19 protein-coding genes are annotated in these 20,970 nt (G+C 43.6%); 4 read left to right on the forward strand and 15 right to left on the reverse strand.

Features of this window, described 5'->3' with window-relative positions; translation table 11 throughout:
* Nucleotides 1-30 precede the first annotated feature (30 nt).
* From ftsL to mraZ, 3 genes are all read right to left on the reverse strand, one after another.
* Nucleotides 31-345, reverse strand: coding sequence for a cell division protein FtsL (ftsL, locus tag BM736_RS19155; protein ID WP_076415135.1), 315 nt, complete (start codon nucleotides 343-345; stop codon nucleotides 31-33).
* Nucleotides 346-412: 67 nt separating this feature from the next.
* Nucleotides 413-1,354 carry a 16S rRNA (cytosine(1402)-N(4))-methyltransferase RsmH gene (gene rsmH / locus BM736_RS19160; protein ID WP_076415137.1) on the reverse strand — a complete coding sequence of 314 codons (942 nt, stop codon included), beginning with the start codon at nucleotides 1,352-1,354 and terminating at the stop codon, nucleotides 413-415.
* Nucleotides 1,355-1,387: 33 nt separating this feature from the next.
* Entirely contained in the window at nucleotides 1,388-1,846 is a 459-nt protein-coding gene (mraZ, locus tag BM736_RS19165; protein ID WP_076415139.1) for a division/cell wall cluster transcriptional repressor MraZ, read from the reverse strand.
* Nucleotides 1,847-2,599: 753 nt separating this feature from the next.
* On the opposite strand from mraZ, the gene BM736_RS19170 reads away from it, so the two are divergent.
* Nucleotides 2,600-2,893, forward strand: a complete 294-nt coding sequence (locus BM736_RS19170; RefSeq protein WP_076415141.1) for a hypothetical protein — start codon at nucleotides 2,600-2,602, stop codon at nucleotides 2,891-2,893.
* 15 nt (nucleotides 2,894-2,908) lie between these two features.
* Here the strand turns inward: BM736_RS19170 and glpK are convergent, their stop codons facing one another.
* The 7 genes from glpK to leuA all read right to left on the reverse strand — a co-directional run bounded on the left by glpK (nucleotide 2,909) and on the right by leuA (nucleotide 12,142).
* Nucleotides 2,909-4,414 (reverse strand): glycerol kinase GlpK, encoded by a 1,506-nt coding sequence (glpK, locus tag BM736_RS19175; protein ID WP_076415143.1) that lies wholly within the window; start codon nucleotides 4,412-4,414, stop codon nucleotides 2,909-2,911.
* 42 nt (nucleotides 4,415-4,456) lie between these two features.
* Nucleotides 4,457-4,948 (reverse strand): nuclear transport factor 2 family protein, encoded by a 492-nt coding sequence (locus BM736_RS19180; RefSeq protein ID WP_076415145.1) that lies wholly within the window; start codon nucleotides 4,946-4,948, stop codon nucleotides 4,457-4,459.
* 570 nt (nucleotides 4,949-5,518) lie between these two features.
* Complete coding sequence (locus BM736_RS19185; RefSeq protein ID WP_076415147.1) at nucleotides 5,519-6,871, reverse strand: outer membrane protein transport protein; 1,353 nt, start codon at nucleotides 6,869-6,871, stop codon at nucleotides 5,519-5,521.
* 521 nt (nucleotides 6,872-7,392) lie between these two features.
* Nucleotides 7,393-7,998 (reverse strand): 3-isopropylmalate dehydratase small subunit, encoded by a 606-nt coding sequence (gene leuD / locus BM736_RS19190; protein ID WP_076415149.1) that lies wholly within the window; start codon nucleotides 7,996-7,998, stop codon nucleotides 7,393-7,395.
* Nucleotides 7,999-8,010: 12 nt separating this feature from the next.
* Nucleotides 8,011-9,411, reverse strand: coding sequence for a 3-isopropylmalate dehydratase large subunit (leuC, locus tag BM736_RS25050; protein WP_143562444.1), 1,401 nt, complete (start codon nucleotides 9,409-9,411; stop codon nucleotides 8,011-8,013).
* Between the two features lie 3 nt (nucleotides 9,412-9,414).
* A complete protein-coding gene (leuB, locus tag BM736_RS25055; RefSeq protein WP_143562445.1) occupies nucleotides 9,415-10,509 on the reverse strand; it encodes a 3-isopropylmalate dehydrogenase in 1,095 nt (364 codons plus the stop codon).
* Nucleotides 10,510-10,570: 61 nt separating this feature from the next.
* A complete protein-coding gene (gene leuA, locus BM736_RS19200) occupies nucleotides 10,571-12,142 on the reverse strand; it encodes a 2-isopropylmalate synthase (protein ID WP_076415151.1) in 1,572 nt (523 codons plus the stop codon).
* A gap of 526 nt (nucleotides 12,143-12,668) precedes the next feature.
* Here leuA and BM736_RS19205 point away from each other — a divergent pair.
* A complete protein-coding gene (locus BM736_RS19205; protein ID WP_076415153.1) occupies nucleotides 12,669-14,417 on the forward strand; it encodes a diguanylate cyclase domain-containing protein in 1,749 nt (582 codons plus the stop codon).
* 51 nt (nucleotides 14,418-14,468) lie between these two features.
* On the opposite strand, the gene recQ is transcribed toward BM736_RS19205, so the two are convergent.
* A complete protein-coding gene (gene recQ, locus BM736_RS19210; protein ID WP_076415291.1) occupies nucleotides 14,469-16,295 on the reverse strand; it encodes a DNA helicase RecQ in 1,827 nt (608 codons plus the stop codon).
* Nucleotides 16,296-16,474: 179 nt separating this feature from the next.
* Between recQ and BM736_RS19215 the strand changes: the two genes are divergently transcribed.
* Nucleotides 16,475-16,978, forward strand: a complete 504-nt coding sequence (locus tag BM736_RS19215) for a thioesterase family protein (protein ID WP_076415154.1) — start codon at nucleotides 16,475-16,477, stop codon at nucleotides 16,976-16,978.
* Nucleotides 16,979-17,123: 145 nt separating this feature from the next.
* A complete protein-coding gene (gene rarD / locus BM736_RS19220; RefSeq protein WP_076415156.1) occupies nucleotides 17,124-18,017 on the forward strand; it encodes an EamA family transporter RarD in 894 nt (297 codons plus the stop codon).
* 84 nt (nucleotides 18,018-18,101) lie between these two features.
* Here the strand turns inward: rarD and argA are convergent, their stop codons facing one another.
* The 4 genes from argA to radC all read right to left on the reverse strand — a co-directional run bounded on the left by argA (nucleotide 18,102) and on the right by radC (nucleotide 20,943).
* Nucleotides 18,102-19,421 carry an amino-acid N-acetyltransferase gene (gene argA, locus BM736_RS19225; RefSeq protein WP_076415157.1) on the reverse strand — a complete coding sequence of 440 codons (1,320 nt, stop codon included), beginning with the start codon at nucleotides 19,419-19,421 and terminating at the stop codon, nucleotides 18,102-18,104.
* Between the two features lie 299 nt (nucleotides 19,422-19,720).
* The gene (gene rpmG, locus BM736_RS19230) at nucleotides 19,721-19,894 is read right to left on the reverse strand and encodes a 50S ribosomal protein L33 (protein WP_011494790.1); all 174 of its coding nucleotides are present in this window, start codon (nucleotides 19,892-19,894) and stop codon (nucleotides 19,721-19,723) included.
* 6 nt (nucleotides 19,895-19,900) lie between these two features.
* Complete coding sequence (gene rpmB, locus BM736_RS19235; RefSeq protein ID WP_076415159.1) at nucleotides 19,901-20,137, reverse strand: 50S ribosomal protein L28; 237 nt, start codon at nucleotides 20,135-20,137, stop codon at nucleotides 19,901-19,903.
* Between the two features lie 128 nt (nucleotides 20,138-20,265).
* Nucleotides 20,266-20,943: a DNA repair protein RadC gene (gene radC / locus BM736_RS19240; RefSeq protein WP_076415160.1), complete on the reverse strand. Its 678-nt coding sequence runs from the start codon at nucleotides 20,941-20,943 to the stop codon at nucleotides 20,266-20,268.
* Between the last annotated feature and the right edge of the window lie 27 nt (nucleotides 20,944-20,970).

The raw sequence follows: 20,970 nt of genomic DNA on the forward strand, positions 1-20,970 counted from the left end.
GTTTTTATTCAACTTAATCAATGTCTTTCACTAACGTACCCTGACCACGACTTCCTCTTTAGGCAGTGGCCGGCTCATCTCAAGTTCTTTACTTGCTATACGGGTAATACGGCTATGTTCAGACTGCGATTGCTCCTCTAGCAGTAGGTTTCTCCATTCGATATCTAGCCTATCCCTTTGCTGCAGCATCTGATCCCATTGGCTGATATATTTCCGACTTACATGGCTTGTATATACAATCGTTATCGCATTAACGACAACAGCAACAGCCAGTAGCAACATCCACTTGTGATGCCATAGGTCAAGCAGCACGATTCGAGCAAGATTTAATCTTGTTTGACTCAAACCTCACTCCATATACAGCTTGTACTCATGAGCGTTACTCAAGCTCACATCTGTGAGCCCCCTACTGTTAATACTCTAAACGTTCAGCAACACGTAGCACTGAACTACGTGCTCTTGGATTTCTTTCTATCTCTTCAGCTGATGGCTTAGTCGCTTTACCCATGCCTTTTAATAAGCGCGTCTTATTTATCTCAGCTTCTGTGATAGGTAGTCCGTGTGGCACACTTTCTCCTTGGCTATGACGGCGAATAAAGCGCTTTACCATCCTATCTTCCAAAGAGTGGAAACTAATAACTGATAAACGACCATGAGGTGCAATAACCTTCAACGCTCCCTCTAACGCTTGATCGATCTGCTCTAGCTCACTATTGATATAAATTCTGATCGCCTGAAATACTCGCGTTGCAGGATGTTTATTACGCTCTTTACTCTTAGCGATCCTAGCGATAAGGTCGGCTAGTTCTTTTGTTCTTAAAAAAGGCGTTTTCTCGCGATCCGCTGCAATGCAGCGCGCGATATGTCGTGAATTTTTTTCTTCACCATAGGTTTTAAATACCCACGCCATATCTTCAATCTCTGCACGAGCAATCCAATCTGCAGCGGTCTCCCCTTGAGAGTTATCCATGCGCATATCTAATGGACCATCTCTTAAGAAGCTGAACCCGCGCTCGGCATCATCTAGCTGGGGAGAAGAAACACCAAAATCGAGTAATACCCCGTCAACTTTGCCCTTAAGCCCTAGCTCCTCAACATAAGTGGCTAACTGACCGAAGCCACCATGAACAATGCTAAATCTTTTATCATCAGCAAATTGCTCAGCTGCAGCAATGGCTTGGGGATCTCTATCGATCGCAATCAAGCGGCCATTCTCACCCAAATGCTTAAGCACTTCACGAGAGTGTCCACCACGCCCAAATGTGCCATCAATATAGATGCCATCTTCTTTAATATTTAGGCCTGCTACTGTCTCTTCCAGCAGTACCGACAAATGCGCAAATTCTTGGCTCATTAGTATCTTCTATCTATTATTTTGCATCACTGATCACAGTGAGAAATCGGCAAGACGTTCATTCGTAGCAAACTGTTCGCTTTGAATCGTCTCTCGGCTTTGCTCAATCTGACGCTGCCAGGCTACTTCATCCCACAGCTCAAACTTATTTAACTGTCCCACTAACATCGCGTGCTTTTCTAAGTTTGCGTATTGACGTAATGGCGGCGGAAGTAATAACCTACCATTACCATCCAGCTCACACTCATGTGCATAGCCAAGAAGCAACCTTTTCATTGATCTTTCAGAAGCTTGGGTATCAGAAAGCTGAAGTAACTTAGCTTCTATCTTGCTCCATTCAACTAATGGATAAAGCAAGAGGCAGGAAGATTGGAAGTCAACAGTGATCACTAGCTGACCATTATATTCAGCGTGCAGTTGCTCTCGGTATCGCTTAGGAATAGCGATCCGACCTTTGGTATCAAGGTTAATAGCACTGGCACCACGAAACACGTTAGCTTGTCCTTGCTGTCAATTAATGATCCACAAATATCCACAAATTCCCACAACTCTTAATTCTAGAGACAGAACGCAAGCCTTGTCAAGAGCACCAACTATTTAAAAATCCAGTATTCAAGCGGGTTAGCAGCAGATTTACAAATAAATTAACGCGAGTAGAATTTATGGATAAAAGTGGTTCGAGATCCCTAATAAGTTGAAAAAACAGACAGAAACAAGCGCAAACCAGAGGTAGTAAACAGTAAATGTGGGGATTTTTCCCAAACCAAGCCGATAATTGTGGCAATTGCGCTTTCCAAAAGCGATACCAACAACTAAATATTAATTATTATCCATGCTTATGAATACAGTAATTATCAAGACTTAACGCTGCTTGTCGTTGTCAGTTTATTGAATTGTATATACAAGCTTTGCGCGTCAAAGTTAGCGGCTTAATTATTTATACCTATTCCATTAAATTTATGAGCAATTCAGAGCTCTCTCAGGGCTTTTAATTCAAGGCGCATCGTTGAGGAAATAGTTATTCCCTTTTGAGATAATGCAACACAGAAGTAGAAGTCCTGGGAGGCTTACGTAGAAAGGGTTTTAAACCGCTGAATGATCACTTACTTGATGGAACTGATATTAGTCTGGGTTGTAACGATTAACTGAAAAACTGCTAAGGATTTGATTTAACACTTATGATTGACTAAATATCAGGCAAAACTGGCCGATAAAGGGATATAAGGTCAATGACTCGGAGGAGATATGGTTGGTTTAGATAGTTTATACGCCATGCTTGCACGTCCAATCCAACCAAGCATAAAGCGCAAAAAGCTGATGGTTGAAGAAACTGACAGCAGTGCAGGCATTGCCGCTGACGAACATGAAACGCCACAATCAAAGTTGCCACAGACGTTAGATAGAAGACAGAACTCTGAAGACAGAAGGGACTCGTTTCGCGGCGATCGCCGTAAAACACAAGATGAAGATCTTGAGCTTATACAGGCTGAGCGAGAAGCTATACACTCACCTTTACCTAAGATTGATATAGATGTTTAGCCTGCATCTAGCTGTCTAACTCTTTTTGCCTGCATTTTCACTGGTGACCTGGGATACAGCCGATTGCCAACCGGTATATAAATTATCTCGCTCCAACTCAGACAGCATAGGTAAAAAGCCACGCTCAATACTCGCCTTATGCTTTAGCTCTTGGGTTGATTGCCAAAAACCGACGGCTAATCCAGCAAGAAACGCAGCGCCCATAGCCGTTGTTTCAGTTACTTCAGGTCGCTGTACTTCAACATTAGTAATATCGGCTTGAAATTGCATTAAGAAATCATTGGCAACGGCGCCACCATCCACCTTTAGCTGTTTAAGCATCACGCCACTATCTTTAATCATAGCGTCGAGAAGATCACGGCTCTGATAAGCGATAGCTTCAAGTGCCGCTCTAATAATATGGTTTCTATTGGCGCCTCGAGTCAGGCCTACTATGGCTCCACGAGCATTAGGATCCCAATACGGCGCACCTAAACCGACAAATGCAGGTACAAGATAAACCCCGTTCGTATCATCAACTTTAGAGGCAAAGTACTCTGTATCCTGGGCATCACGGATAAGACCTAGCTCATCTCTGAGCCACTGTATGGTGGCCCCGCCCATAAAAACTGCCCCCTCTAAGGCATAGTTAACTTCCCCTTTAGGACCTATTGCAATAGTGGTTAAAAGCCCTTGATGAGATTTTACTGCTTGTGTGCCCGTATTCATCAGCAGAAAGCAACCTGTGCCATAGGTATTTTTAGCCATCCCTTCATCAATGCATAACTGGCCAAATAGCGCTGATTGTTGATCGCCAGCAATACCAGCAATATCTATCTCGCCTCCCTCTCCTGCAATTCTGGTTTTCCCATAGATACAACTTGATGGTTTAACCTCTGGCAGTAATGAACGGGGAATATTCAAGGCTTTAAGTAATTGCTCATCCCATTGCTGTGTATGGATATTAAAAAGTAAGGTTCTGCTCGCATTGGTGGGATCTGTCACATGTACTTTGCCTTCGGTCAGTTTCCATACCAACCAAGTATCTATCGTGCCGAAAAGTAACTCTCCTTTTTCAGCTCTTTGCCTTACTCCTGCAACATTATCTAAAATCCATTTGATTTTAGTTCCAGAAAAATAGGGATCTAAAAGCAAGCCAGTTGTATCACGCACATATTCTTCTAAACCTTGAGATTTGAGCTCTTCACAAATAGCGCTACTACGACGGCATTGCCACACTATCGCATTGTAAACCGGCTTTCCGGTCACTTTATCCCATATAACCGTTGTTTCTCGCTGGTTAGTGATCCCAATGGCTGCAATTTTACCACTGGAGATCCCCGCTCTTGCGAGCACTTCGATTAATGTTGAACTTTGAGATGACCAAATCTCCATAGGATCATGTTCAACCCAACCTGCTTGTGGATATATTTGGCTAAATTCTCGTTGAGAGGTCGCAATAATATTAGCATCATGATCAAAGATGATGGCTCTTGAACTCGTAGTACCTTGATCTAAAGCGATCACATATCTCTCTGTCACTATATTGTCCTATTCAACATCGATATTTTTCAAACAAGCAAACTATTGTTGAGTCTTCTGCAATACACCTATTTCAGGTTCCACAATTTCAGTCGCTTCGCTAACGGGAGCCTCATCACAGGCATGAGCCGGTAGATACCAAAACTCAGCTAACTTGCCATTTTTAATTCGAAAGTTACCAATACTACACTGGCTCAATTGCTCGCCGTCATTATTCCAGGTCACCTTCTCAACGGTACTAACATAATTGCCAGAGTCTATTATTTTCAAAATTGTGGCATTCGCATCTGTGAGCGTGTCGAAGTAATCAGCCATCGCCGCAGCGAACTCCTGCTGAGTCGAAGTTTCAACCTCCACTTTAGTACCAGTAACATGCATCCACCTCACATTCTCAGTGGTGTACTGCATCATCTGCTCTACATTATGACTGTTATAAGCAGCAATAAAATCTTCGACTATCTGAGTGGATGTTTGATTTGCCATTGCGGTAAAGGGAAGGAAAGACAGGGTCGCCGCAAATAGATAGGACTTCATATCACACCTCTTTTAGGTCGTTATAGTGCTACAGATAGCACAAGAGTTATATTCATTAGATTATGACGAATATAATCTTATGAAGTTCATTTTACTAACAAAATATAGACAATTCCTTAAACCACTTCAATATGCCGCTTTGTAAGATGAAGCATCCAACTACATTAAGAAGGTGATTTAGAGCTGTAAGAAAAGAACCCTCCTTCTGAAGATGGTGGCTTTAAAATTACGCCCTAAAAGGGAGCTATAGCTACAGTACATCTTCAAGTCGCCGTAAATGTATGGAACATTTCCAGCACTGATTTTGCAGCTTGCACAGCACTACTCACTAAACCTCTGCACAATATTTAGCATAAAAATGCTATAGCTAAATGAGCTTATCAGCTATGTATCACATGGATGCGATAAAGCGAGTCTCCACGGTTGGCCTCAAGATGCTTTCAGGCAAAGCCTATGGATAATAACCATCTACTGAAGTCGGTGATTTAGAGCTAAATACAAAAATGCCCCACGTCAGTGGGGCATTTATTCTGCTACAGCGATATCAATAATCGCTGCATTTATTGTAAATTACAGCTTATAACTTAGCTGCATGCCTACTAGCCATACATCGCCACCCGCTTCACCATCAAAGCTTACATGCGCGAGATCCATCAAATTCATTGACTCATTAATCGGTGCATCGCCATATGCCTTAATGTAAGTCACAGCAAAATCTAACGTTAAGTTTTCAGAAGCCTGATACCCAGCACCTGCACTTAACCATAAACGGTCTGAATCAGGAATGGTCATCGTACGGTACTCATCGTCAACGGCTGTTTTGTCATAAGCAATACCACTGCGTAGTAACCAATGCTGACTCAGCTGGTACGTTGACCCTAAGGCAAAGCGCCAATTATCTTTGAAGTTCTCCTCTTTAACTAAATCAGAGTCAATATTGCCAATAGGCTTAGTTTCCCCGGGGAAATAAGCGACTAGCTCATCAAATACACTCCACTGAGTCCAGTTAATACTGGCATGCATAGCAAAGTCATCGCTTAGCTGGTGATGTGAAGCAAGTTCAGCAAAAGCTGGTAACTCCAGTGGCAGCATACCTTCAATATCGAGATCTTGACCACCTGTGTATAGCAAGCCTGATGCAGAGCCTTCAAGCTCAAGCTCAACACCACTGTGATAGGCTAGACCCAAGCGATGTGCAGGGTTTATCTGCCAGCTTGCACCTAACTTCCAGCCAAAACCAATATCATCACCTTCCATGTTCTTTAAGCTTGTTCCACCGGTTGGCAGCGCTGCAGCAACCTCTTCAGGTAGAGCCGGGTGCTGTTTTAGCCCATCCACCCAACCAGGTGTCGATGCACCAATGCTACCTTCACCATAAACAAACCTAACACCAGCACCGACGCTAAAATCATCATTAATTCGATAAGCGATATTGGGATTAAACTCGACAGTTGTCACAGAAGTTTCATTGCCAAAAATCGCCGCAGCGTGAGTTTCTGATACCTCAGTGGCTAGGCCATAGTTAGAATTTACCGCAAAACCTAAAAACCAGTGTTCATTGAGTTGATGTGAGAGGTAAAAATTAGGGACCAGTGCATCATCAGCAACATCAATTGCATCTGCATTCATCATCATTGGCTCTGGACCAAACAGTGGAGATGCAATGGCTATATCGCCTGTTACATCAACATTTGGCATGACATAAATGCCACCAGCAGAAAAGTTGGTTCCCTCTAAATAGGTCAACATCGCAGGGTTACGCGCTTGAGTAGAGGCATTATCAGCCATGGCAGCTTCACCAGAAAATGAACGACCCTGACCCGTAGCCGAATACTCGGCAAGCTGAAATCCAGCAGCTTGCGCTTGAGTCATTGTCCCTAGCAATGCCGCAGCCACTGACATAGATATGATCTTCTTATTCATCTGTTCGTTTATCCCTGTGCTTTATTATCATGATTTGGCATCACTTCATGCCTACAGGCATTAGAGTAATAGCTCAATTAATTGAGGCGGGAGTTTACTGATACAGAGTATCTTTGCAAGCAAAGGGATTAATTCAGAGTAAATCACTGCTTTTATCAAAAAATGCCTTACAGATTCAGATAAAAAGTCTATTTAAAACAAGTTGAAGAGTAAGATTATTGGTATGGTGTTCCAATTAAAACTGAAAGCAATTGCCAGAAACATAAAAATATACATTTAAATCAATAACTAACATCATTAACGTATAGTTGACACATGTTCGCTTGAATTACCAATTGCTAATAGTGGAAATAGCTAGCAATTCAAAAACACCAATAAATACATTTATGCAAACATGAGATAGACATTACTTTCAATTACTTAAACTAATTTGAATATCACTTAAAACAAAGGCCAACGACATTCTCATGTCGCTGGCCCATTAAGTTTTCAAGCGGGTACAGGTGTACGCTTAACTAAAGTTATGCTTTCCAGTTCGGTAAAGCCGACTCATAATTCGATATCGTATCAGCATGAGATAAGGTCAAGCCTATAGCATCTAAGCCATTAAGCAGGTTATGCCTAGCAGATTGAGCTATCTCGAAACTGAAAATGGCACCAGAGGGTGAGCGTACTGTAAGTGCCTCAAGATCGACAATGATCTCAGCGCCTTCTTTAGCCTCAACCTCATCCATCAACTGCTGTACTTCAACATCAGTAAGCTTGACCGGCAGCAAACCATTATTGATAGAGTTACCATAAAAAATATCAGCAAAGCTTGGAGCAATAATGGCTCTTAAACCAAAATCAGCCAGTGCCCAAGGGGCGTGTTCTCGGCTTGAACCACAGCCAAAGTTCTCCTGCGATATTAAGATTGAGGCACCTTTATATCTAGGGTAGTTTAGCGTGAACTCGGGATTAGGCTGATCACCAGCATCATCTAGATAACGCCAATCATGAAAAAGATGTACGCCAAAACCATCTCGAGTCACTTTAGAGAGAAACTGTTTTGGGATAATTTGATCGGTATCGACATTTGCACTATCGATCATCACTGCAAGCCCAGTGTGTGAAATAAATGGATTCATAATACTGCGCTCCTAGTATGACTTTCGGATATCAACGAAGTGACCTGCAATTGCAGCACCAGCTGCCATCGCTGGACTCACAAGGTGCGTTCGACTTCCACGCCCCTGACGTCCTTCAAAGTTTCGGTTACTTGTCGAGGCACAGCGATCACCCGCTTCCAAGCGATCATCGTTCATAGCTAGACACATAGAGCAACCAGGAAGACGCCACTCAAATCCAGCATCAATAAATATCTTATCTAACCCTTCAGCTTCGGCTTGCTCTTTAACAAGACCGGAACCTGGCACAACAATGGCGGTCACTCCCTGAGCGACTTTTCGGCCTTCTGCCTGCACTGCGGCGGCGCGAAGATCTTCAATACGAGAGTTGGTGCATGAGCCGATAAACACTTTATTGATGCTGACATCTGTCATACGAGTACCAGCTTCTAATGCAACATATTCAAGTGCTTTTTCAATGCTAGCTCTCACTGTTGCGTTTGACTCATCCTCAGGGCTTGGTACAAGTCCATCAATCGCTACCACTTGACCTGGATTGGTTCCCCAAGTTAGTTGAGGTGCGATTTCACTCGCCTCCAACACCACGGATGCATCAAATTGTGCACCTTCGTCAGTTTTAAGCTCACTCCAAGCTGCTACTGCTTGCTCCCAAGCTTCACCCTTAGGTGCAAACTCACGGCCCTTGATATATTCAGCTGTAGTGGCATCGGGGGCAACCATACCCGCCTTGGCTCCCATCTCAATGGCCATATTACAAACTGTCATACGTCCTTCCATTGAAAGCGCTTCAATGGCTTCACCACAAAACTCGACCACATAGCCTGTGCCGCCATCCATACCTAGCTTACCTATGATGGCTAACACGATATCTTTTGCTGAAATACCTGGCGCAACATGACCGCGTACTTCAATCTTCATTGTCTTAGCTTTCAACTGACGTAAAGTTTGAGTTGCCATGACATGCTCAACTTCAGAGGTACCAATACCAAATGCTAGCGCACCGAATGCGCCGTGAGTTGCGGTATGTGAGTCACCACACACAATAACGGTACCCGGTAATGTAATACCGAGTTCAGGCCCCATTACATGAACGATACCTTGATTCTTGTGATGGATATCATAAAGACGGATACCAAACTCTTTACAGTTTTGCGCTAACGTCTCCACCTGTGTCCGAGCCATTGGGCTCAGTGCATCAAGACTTGCGCTCTTAGTCGATGTGTTGTGATCCATAGTGGCAAAAGTTTTTTGCGGTGCACGTAACTGACGACCCGCAGCTTTTAGTCCACTAAACGCTTGCGGTGAAGTCACCTCATGCACTAGATGTCTATCTACATAGATAAGTGGCGCTTCGCCTTCATTCTCTACAACGATATGCGCATCCCATACCTTCTCATACAGTGTCTTTGCCATCAGTTACACCCCTTGTGCTACAGCTTGAGCGATGTAATCACCCATCTGACTAGTCGTCATGGCCGAATTACGCTCATTTTCTGGTAGTAACTCACCCGTTAAATAGCCATCACTTAACGCTTTGCCTACTGCATCTTCAATGGCTTTTGCAGGCGCTTCTAACTTTAAGCTATGACGAAGCAAGAGTGCAGCTGAAAGAATTTGCGCCACAGGATTTGCAATGCCTTGGCCAGCAATATCTGGTGCGCTGCCACCTGCAGGCTCATATAAACCAAAGCCTTTGCTATTCATACTGATTGAAGACAGTAGCCCCATAGAGCCCGTTAACATCGCAATCTCATCAGAGATAATGTCACCGAATAAGTTAGAGCACAGCATGACGTCAAATTCATTTGGACGACGTAAAAGTTGCATGGTCGCATTATCGATATAGATGTGCTCAAGCTCAACATCAGGGAAGTCTTTGGCAACTTCTTCAACAACTTCGCGCCAAAGAACACTACAGGCAAGTACATTGGCCTTGTCCACAGAGGTAACCTTCTTACGTCGGCCTTGTGCAGCCTCAAACGCGATAATAGCAATGCGTCTAATCTCTTTACGGCTATAACGCATAGTATCGAAAGCTTCTTCGCTTTCACCTTCGCCTTGGCGCCCTTTCGGCTTACCAAAGTAGATACCACCAGTTAGCTCACGTACACATAGTACGTCGAACCCTTTTTGTGAAATATCACTGCGCAGTGGAGACATATGCTCAAGGCCTGCATGTAGCTTAGCTGGACGCATGTTGCAGAACAGCTCAAAGTGGCCTCGAAGTGGTAATAGTGCACCGCGCTCGGGTTGATCATTTGGCGGAAGGTGCTCCCACTTTGGACCACCAACTGAGCCAAACAGTACTGCATCTGCAGCTTCACAGCCTTTTAGTGTCACCTCTGGTAGTGGGCAACCATGATTGTCGATAGCCGCTCCACCAACATCATACTCACTATATTCAATATCAAGATCGAAGCGTTTCTCAACCGCGCTCATCACTTTACGCGCTTCGGCCATCACCTCTGGCCCTATTCCATCTCCCGCTAATACTGCAACTTGATAACTCATCCGACACTCACTCCCAACTCATTAATTTTAATTTTTAAATTACAAATAAACGGTTAAACGGTTAAACGCCGCCTAGCTCTCGACGCTTCTGCTGAATCTTCTCTTTACAGTCGGCAACCATATCGGCGCGCCAAGTCAGGTTCATCACATGAATTAACGCCTCTACTGATGCTTGCACTACATCGGTGGCTAAACCTACACCATGGAAGCTCTGACCATTATAGCTTGCCTCGATATCTACTTGGCCTAAGGCATTTTGCCCTTCACCTTTAGCACTTAATTGATAACTAGTAATGTTGATATCACACTTGCTAGCTTGCGCCATTGCGATATAAGCCGCATCAACAGGCCCATTACCCGTTGCCGTTTCTGTGATCTGTTTGCCGTCCATCTCAAGGGTCACAGTAGCCTTAGCATTACCTTCACTTGAATCAGAATGCACGACTAACTGCTCTAGTTTAAAATGGTTTTCATCATCAGCTTGAGCTTCCATAAAGGTTAATGCTTCAAGATCATAATCGAACACTTGGCCTTTCTTATCTGCAAGCGTTAAGAAGGATTCATATAAGCTATCCATATCATAATCTTGCTCGCTATAGCCCATCTCTTCCATTCTGTGCTTAATCACATGACGCCCAGAGCGTGAAGTCATATTAAGATTATTTCGTGGTAGGCCGATGCTTTCTGGCGTCATAATCTCATAGGTATTTTGTGACTTAAGCATACCGTCTTGGTGAATACCCGATGAGTGAGTAAACGCGTTAGCCCCCACTATCGCCTTGTTCGCTTGAACAGGCATATTACAAAGCTGACTCACTAAGCTTGAGGTGCGGTGGATCTCTTTTGCATTAATGCCAGTCTCAAGACCTAAAGTCGATTTACGCGTCGACAAAATCATTGCGATCTCTTCAAGTGAGCAGTTACCAGCTCGCTCGCCGATACCATTGACCGTACACTCAATCTGACGCGCACCTTGCTGAACAGCAGTAATAGAGTTAGCGACAGACAAGCCTAAATCATCATGACAATGAACTGAAATAACCGCTTGGTCTATGTTAGGCACACGGTTAAATAGTGTCTCAATGATACCGCCAAACTCACTTGGAACTGTGTAGCCAACCGTATCAGGGATATTAATCGTCTTCGCACCCGCTTTTATCGCCTCTTCAACCATACGGCACAAGTTATCAATTGGCGTACGGCCAGCATCTTCACACGAGAACTCCACATCATCAGTAAAGCGGCGAGCATACTTAACAGCCCCAACAGCCATCTCTAGCACCTGATCGAAAGAGCGCTTTAGCTTGCTTTCAACATGGATCGTTGAAGTCGAAATAAACGTATGAATTCGAAACTGCTCAGCAACTGAAAGCGACTGAGCAGCAGCGTCGATATCTTTTTCCAACGCACGAGCTAAGGCACAAACTCGGCTATTTTTAACAGTGCGTGCAATGGTTTGCACTGAGTCAAAATCTCCAGGAGAGGAAACAGGGAAACCCACTTCCATGACATCAACACCCAGTCTTTCGAGTGATAAGGCTATCTGTAGCTTTTCTTTAACCGTTAAACTTGCCGCCAAAGCTTGTTCGCCGTCACGTAAGGTTGTATCAAAAATTATCACTCTGTTAGACATCTGACTTCTCCGTGAAATACTAATTTGTATTTGGCATGATTTATCATGCTCTTAAAAACAAAAAACCCCGCTTTTGTTGGCGGGGTTCTGAATGCTGTTCTCTCTATCGAGTGTGCAACACTACATCCTCCGCGCAGAAACTGCGAGAATGAGAATGAGGAGGTTGAGTAGAGCACTGTTAATTTTCATCTGTCTTAATATTCAGTATGCATAACTAATTATGCGGTAATTATAAACGTCAATTTCGTATAGAGCGGTTAATTTTTAACGTGTGGTGGCTCAAGTGTCAACCTCATTTTTTTCAATCGATACAGATTAGACCAGCGAAAACGGCTAAATAGACTAAATAACATTCCATTTCCCTTAGCATTCGCTAGCTGAGCCTATTAATTCGTCAGTAAAAAACCTCTTTTAAAACAAAAAGCTCTAAATCATGCTCTGTTGTTTTTTAATGCAACAAAGAAAGAAAATTCGGTATAATGCAAAAATAATGGATATTGAGTTAACTTACATGGAGCTAGAATAGATGTACTTTCGAATCGTCATGCTATGTCTAGCCTTCTGCTTGGCTCCCGCTAAAGCAGACGTCCAAGATAAACTCGACGCATTAAATATTCTCCTCTATCAGTCTCCGTCTCAAGCTTTACAAGAGATCAATGACCTTGAAAGCATCACCTCTCCAGAAAAACTCACCGAAGTTGAAAAGTTAAGGTTAGCCTTGCTTAGATGTGAAACGTTTTTACAACTAGGCGAAAATGAAGCAGCCATTAACATAGCTCGTATTAGCGAGGCCAAAGCAAAGGTCCTGAAACTTGAACAGGCTCGTCCCTACTTCCTCAATTGTATGGCGAGTGCCTTTATCAATTACGCTGATTTTCGACAGGCACTTCCACTATTAGATAGCTCAATAATACTCTCAAGGGAACTTGAACAATCACAATCCCTAGTCAATGGTCTAAAGCTTAGAGGCACTATTGATACTCAGATTGATAGTTATAGCAGCGCCTTCGAAGACCTCAATTTGGCCGGAGAGATCTATGCTGATACCGATACTCAACAGAGTTGGCTGCAAATCCCACTCATTAACATTAAGATCGCGTTAAGCCAGTTGCTGATAGAAAATCTCAAATATCAGCAAGCTTATGATGTCTTAGACTCGAGTTTATCGGAGTTGAACGCAACGGGAAAAGCCAAACTAGCGGCTACGATACAACTGGCCCATATTGCCCAGTTAAACAAATTATCGACAAGTAATGAACTCATCAAACAAGCAAAATCTCTACTGCCTGAATTAGAAACTGCATTCGAACTCGCTGTAGCCTATACAGAAATAGCAAAGCTGGAGTATCGACGAGGGAACAATGCCCGAGCAATTCAGCTATTAGAGATCAGCTTAAACACCTTTAACAAACAACAAATTACTATAGAGAGGCTGAGAGCGCAGCGGCAACTTGCAGAAGTATTATTCTCATCAGGTAATCAAAGCAGAGCCATGACACTCATGGAGCAAGCCATTAATAGCGCATCACAGACAGCAAAATTTAATGAACTGGTCATTTGCTATCAAATTTTAGCAAGTTATTTTGTAGATCAAGGTGATTTCGAGCAGGCGTATCATTACCAAGTACTTAAATTTTCTGCCGCAGAAAATGAGTTTAACTATATTAAAGACACTCGATTACTCCAGCTAAATACTAAGTTAAGTCGTCAACAAGTCTCTAAAGCATCCATTGATAGCCACCGCCCTACTCAAGCTAACTTCCCTTGGTTTAACAATGTATACCTAGCGTTAGCCCTCATCATAGCGGTGGTGTTATTAGTATTAGCATTGAGGCGTAAAACACCTCAACATCACACTGATGTTGAGTCGAAGGTGACTCCCGAAGAAAAGGTTGAAAAGCTGATCAATCACAGTAAAGCGGTAGGCCTTCCTTTGAGCCTAATTTTGATTGATCCTGTCCATATATTTCATGCCGATCGCGCGCTGCTTACAGCTCAATTAAAAGAGCTACTTAGAGAGCAAGATATTGTGATAAACCACCTAGGGGAAGAGCTGATTGTTTTGCTGCCTAATACGCAAGAAAATGGGGTATTAAAAATAATTGAACAGATAAAAGAGTTAATGAACCCATTGCTTCATGGCTACAAAGCCAGCATAGGTTATGCCAAACTACAGCAACATGACAGCTTATCCAGCCTGATAAAAAGAGCTGAAGTTAGGCAGCTACTATTAAAAAACCGCAAACAATCAGCAGGAGCAAACAATCAGCTGTAGAAGCCTAGCTATAACCTCTGAGACTCATGAGGTCATCACCATTTTTCATTTCTAGCCGTCCGCAAGATGGCTTGCTATCTCATCGAGAAACTCATCACCAAATCGTTCAAGCTTTCGCTCACCGACACCGTTAACAGCCAACATCTCTCCCGAGCTGGTTGGCAACATTGCAGCCATTTCAGCTAAGCTTGCATCGTTAAACACTAAGTATGGTGGCACATCTAACTCTTCGGCGAGCCTTCTTCTTAACGACTTCAATTTAGCAAATAACTTACGATCGTAATTCAGCGGCGCTCGAGAACCACCTCTACCTTTCTTCGTTGCCGCCTTAAGTATCATTCTCGGCTCAGCAAGTAACAAATCGACCTCCCCCTTAAGCACAGCCCGAGCTGAAGGGTTGAGCTTTACCGAAGAGCCTCGAGTAATATCTTGGCTGGCAAATCCAAGGTGGATGATCTGCCGAATGATACTAAGCCAATACTCATGGCTCTTATCTTTACCTATGCCCCATGTCGATAGCTTTTCATGGCCGCGATCGAGTACGGTTGCAGCCTTAGAGCCTCTCAATACCTCGATAAGGTGATTTACACCAAAACGCTGGTCTAGCCGATAAATACAAGAAAGCACCTTCTGTGCATCTTGAATACCATTATATTTCTTAGGAGGATCTAAACAGATATCACAGTTACCACAGGGCTCTTCTGCACTCTCATCAAAGTAATGCAGCAGCACCTGACGACGACAAGTTTGCGCCTCAGCAAATGCAGCCATGGTATTGAGCTTATGGAACTCTACTTGCTGCTGAGGGCCAGGTTCTGATTGCTCAATTAGGTGTCGTACCCGACCAATATCTGCAGGGTCAAATAATAATAATGCTTCTGAGTCGAGGCCATCTCGACCCGCTCGTCCAGTCTCCTGATAGTATGACTCGACACTCTTAGGAATATCATAATGCACGACATAGCGTACATTGGATTTGTTGATCCCCATGCCAAACGCCACAGTAGCAACAACTATCTCTAACTGATCTTTAAGAAATCGCTCCTGAACATCTGCCCGCTCCTCTTGCGTCTTACCCGCATGATAGCTATCGGCATTATGCCCTTGTAGTCTAAGGCGCTCAGCAACTTCATCGACACGTTTTCGACTACTGCAATATATGATGCCGCTATTGCTATTTTGAGCCGCGACAAACTGACGTAACTGATTAGCAGCATTGAGCTTTTCTGCCACTGTATAGCGTATATTAGGTCGATCGAAGCTAGTGAGCAGTGAAAATGGGGTGATGGTTAAGCGATCACAGATATCTTTTCTAGTCGCCTGATCTGCGGTAGCCGTCAGCGCCATCATAGGTACGTAAGGAAAAAACTCCCTAAGCTTACCCAAGGCTGCATATTCAGGTCTGAAATCATGACCCCACTGAGAGATACAATGCGCTTCATCGATGGCAAAGAGTGAGATATGCAGCTCATGTAACCTGTCGAGAAAGCTTGGCTGCAATAGGCGCTCTGGCGACACATACAACATTTTAAGCTCGCCGCTATGCATGCTTTGGAACACCTTGATGCGCTCCTCTCCAGGTAATGAAGAGTTCAAATAAGCAGCAGAGACCCCCATTTGAATCAAGCTATCCACCTGATCTTTCATCAAGGAGATTAGCGGCGAAACAACAATGGTCAAGCCTGGTAACTGTAGCGCGGGCAATTGATAACAGAGACTTTTACCACCGCCTGTCGGCATGATCACTAAACAATCCGTACCAGCACAGCTATTCTCAATGACTTCACGCTGGCCGTCTCTAAAAGTACGGTAGCCGAATACCGACTGCAGACTTTTTGAGAGTGGATCTAAATGGGGTTCAGAGGTCTCTTGTTCCATGGCCATCGAAAGTAACAAATTGGGCCGCCTATTCTAATGAAGCTTGCCGCGCTTGTCTCTCAAGATCAGCTTCAGTTTGATAATAATCTTTCTTTTGTCTTGCTAATCAAGGTAAATAAGCGATAGATTAATTGCTCTAATAATAAACAAGTTCATATCACTGATCGGTAAGGAAGCTTATGACAACACCAATAGAAGCGGATAACTTAATACCAGTTAAGGCAAATCCAATCCAAGCTGAAACCTTGCGAAGAGTCGCTGAAGTTTTTGATACGCAAGTACCTTTTCATAATCTGATAGGTATGGATATCAAGCATTATGACCTTGATGGTGTCGAGGTCGTGGTGACAATGAAGCCTGAGTTGATTGGCAATATTCACCAACAGATCCTCCATGGCGGTGTAACAGCAACAGTGCTCGATGTAGTGGGCGGCTTGACGGCATTTTCAGGCTTAGTCGCCAGTCGAAATGACTGGAGTGTTAGTGAGCTCGAAAAACGCCTACAAACCTTAGGGACCATAGATCTCAGAATCGATTACTTACGGCCAGGCAGAGGAGAGATATTTACAGGCACGGGCACTGTGATCAGGGCCGGTAACCGAGTATCAGTGTGCCGTATGGAGTTACATAATGAGCAGGGCGATCACATTGCTTTTGGCACTGGCACTTACATGGTGGGGTAAAGCTAGTGGAAGCATAAGTGTCAACTTTTGCTTCCTAGTGGCATCTTCATAAGACAGGCCTGCAACTATTACTCACAGCTAAACGCTTGAGACCTTAAGGTGTCAGGCCTACAATAGAGTACATTCTTATTTTGTAGTGCTATTCATGCTTGATTCCGAATACCGTAAAGGCATTGTCCTTGCCATTTGCGCTTATACTTTTTGGGGCTTTGCTCCCCTCTACTTCAAACTACTTGGTGATGTTTCAGCGACTGAAATCCTCATTCACCGTGTGATCTGGTCTTTTGTCTTCGTTACGCTACTTATGTTTTTATTTGGCGGTTTTTCAAGGCTCAGGCAGGTACTGAAGAGACCCAAACAGCTGATAATACTCACTGTCACCTCGATACTTATTGCGGCAAATTGGCTATTATTTATCTGGGCGATTAATAATGACCATATGCTCGATGCCAGCCTAGGATATTTCATCAATCCACTGGTTAATGTCATGCTGGCTATGGCCTTTCTGGGGGAAAGATTAAGAAAGCTACAATGGTTTGCTGTGGGGTTAGCAGCAACAGGCGTTATCGTTCAGCTAATCTCTTTTGGATCTATTCCGCTAGTATCTCTAGGCTTAGCCTTCTCCTTCGGCTTCTACGGCCTACTGAGAAAGAAGGTCAATGTAGATGCTAAAACTGGGTTATTAGTTGAAACTGCCATTCTCTTCCCGATCGCTTTGATCTACCTTTTCACTAATGTTGGCGGCGCACTTACAAACTTCAGCAGTAATGATTTATCGCTTAATCTGCTCTTGTTAGCTGCAGGTATAGTGACCACAATTCCACTACTTTGCTTTGCTGCGTCAGCTGTCAGGATCCCGTTAACGGTACTTGGCTTCTTCCAGTACCTAGGTCCAAGTATCATGTTTGTCTTGGCTACCACCCTGTACGGTGAGCCGTTTAATCTAGAAAAGGGGATAACATTTGCCTTTATCTGGGGAGCACTCATCGTCTTTACTGTCGATATGCTCTATAAGCGTAAAGCCAAGCAAGCAACATAAAAACCAGTCAAAAAATCATCCCAATAAAAATGCCAGCAGTTGCTGGCATTTTTTATCAATACTAAAGCTGATCTGGCTAGCGCCTCAAAGCTCTAAAGCAAGGATCTTAGATTTTCTTTGGTAGTTATACAGCTGCTTCTTTTTATCAGGTAAGGTTTCCACATCGACAATATCGAAACCATGCTCCAGGAACCAATGAATGCTACGAGTGGTCAATGCAAATAGCTTGCTATAACCCCTTACCTTAGCCTGACTAATAATATTGTTCAGTAAGAGACTGCCTCTATCGGCATCACGATATTCAGGATGAACCACTAAGCAAGCAAACTCACCGGCATTGTCCTCCTCAAACGGATAGAAAGCCGCACAACCTATGACTAAGCTGTCCCGCTCAATCAGCATAAATTGCTCAATCTCCATCTCTAGCTGCTCACGTGAACGGCGTACCAGTATGCCCTTCTCCTCTAATGGACGGATTAGGTCTAGAATCCCGCCGATATCTCCAATGGTTGCCCGGCGTAGACGCTCAGCGCTCTCTGTCACTATCTGAGTACCGATACCATCTCTTGAGAACAACTCCTGCAGCAATGCACCGTCATCGAGGTAGCTAACGAAATGGCAGCGAGAAACACCATTACGACACGCATCAATACTTGCCTTAAGGAATGCTTTAGTACCAACACAGATAGTTGACTCGCTATCTATGCCGTTTAAAATCTGCTGGGCTTCATTTGGCATCAGCTCGGCGATCACTTGGCCGGTACTATCTAAGATACCTTTTTGAGAACTAAAACCGATCATCTTGTCAGCTTTGAGCTTCACAGCGATCTGAGTCGCCACCTCTTCGGCCGTTAAATTGAAGCTTTCACCAGTCACTGAAGCTGCAACAGGCCCAAGCAGTACAATACCATTGCTATCTAGCTGACCTTGCAGTCCCTGAACATCGATACGCCTCACCTTGCCACTTAAACAGTAATCAACACCATCATCGATACCAAGAGGCTGTGCAATGACGAAGTTACCACTCACGACATTAATCTGCGCCCCCTGCATTGGTGTATTACTCAAGCTCATTGAGAGCCTAGCAGTGATATCCAACTGCAAGCCACCCACGACCTGCTTGATCACCTTAAAAGCATCCTCTTCAGTGATCCGTACGCCATTATGATATTCAGGTATTAACGACTTCTCAGCCAAAGCTTCATCAATCTGTGGCCTTGCACCATGCACCAACACCATCTTGATACCTAAGCTATGCAACAAGGCGATATCGTTGATAATTGAACGAAACTTATTCTGAGCTAAGGCCTCTCCCCCTAGCATCACAACAAAAGTCTTCCCCCTATGTGCATTAACATAGGAAGCAGAATGACGAAATCCATCGACTAGTTCAGTGGTACGCACAGATATAATCTCACCTTAATAAACACACTCTAAAGTCTACAGTTGAGTCTCGCTCAACCAACTTAATATCAACACAAGTATAGTATTGCATTTTAATTCACTATAAAAGCATTTATTTTCATAATTGAGAGTGCAATAAAAATAGAAAAGGCTAGATAAAACATGGCATATAGAAGAGTTAGTAAAAAGTTATCGATTGAATTTTTATCTTGTTAAGGCAGATAAGTAGTATAGCGTGAAATTTAGGCAAAAAAAAAGCCCCTGAAACAGGGGCTTTAGTAGAAGTTAGATTCAAGCAATTACTTGATTTTAGCTTCTTTGTACATAACGTGCTGACGGATAACTGGATCAAATTTCTTGATTTCCATCTTTTCAGGCATGTTACGCTTGTTCTTTTCAGTCGTGTAGAAATGACCAGTTTTAGCGCTAGAAACTAGCTTGATCTTCTCACGATTACCTTTAGATTTAGCCATGGTTTATTATACCTTCTCGCCACGGGCACGAAGTTCAGCAACAACAACTTCAATACCTTTCTTATCGATAATACGCATACCTTTAGTAGAGATACGTAGCTTAACGAAACGCTTTTCGCCTTCTAACCAAAAACGATGGTTTTGTAGGTTAGGTAAAAAACGACGACGCGTCGCGTTTTTCGCGTGCGAGCGGTTGTTACCAACCATTGGTCGCTTGCCAGTTACTTGGCATACTCTTGACATGTCAATCTTCTCCAAAAACAATATATATAACGCTCGAGCATTAATGCACCTCGAACACGGCCGTCGCCTGAGGCACACAACAGAGGGCGCATTTTATACAGGATCTAAAAACAAAGATCAAGGAATAGTTATTCTATCCATCCCCGCTCTGCAAATGAAACTATCTCGCGATCGCCAACAACCATATGGTCTAACAAGGAAACATCTATGGTTGCCAAAGCATTTTTTAATCGCTCAGTTATTCGCCTATCAGCATGACTTGGCTCCGCAACTCCTGATGGATGGTTGTGGCAGACAATCACAGCTGCGGCTTTTTTCTCAAGCACTAGGCATACCACATCTCGTGGATATACAGAGGCTGAATCAATTGTGCCACGGAATAATTCAACAAATTGAATCACCCTGTGCTGACTGTCCAACAACAAAATGGCGAACACTTCATAGGCACGATCTCTTAATTGTCTCATTAAATAGTCCCGAGTTAAATCAGGATCACTCAATATTTTTCCTCTTTTTAAATTTTCTGCCGAAATTCTGGTCCCTAGCTCAGCTGCAGCTTGTAGTTGAGTATATTTCACAGGTCCCATTCCCGCCGCTCTGCAAACTTCGGCCTGAGAAGCTCTAGTCAGCGCTCTCAGTCCACCAAACTCTCCAATAAGGTTACGAGCTAGCTCAACAGCACTTAAGCCCGGCAGGCCATTTCTGAGCACCACAGCTAACAGTTCAGCATCAGATAATTGAGAGACTCCTTGATCCAACAACTTTTCTCTTGGCCCTTCGCCTACTGGCCAGTCTTTAATCCCCATCACCCCTCCTTGCGTGATTATCCAGCT

The organism is Shewanella sp. UCD-KL12, assembly GCF_001957125.1.
In the GTDB taxonomy this organism is placed as follows: Bacteria; Pseudomonadota; Gammaproteobacteria; order Enterobacterales; family Shewanellaceae; genus Shewanella.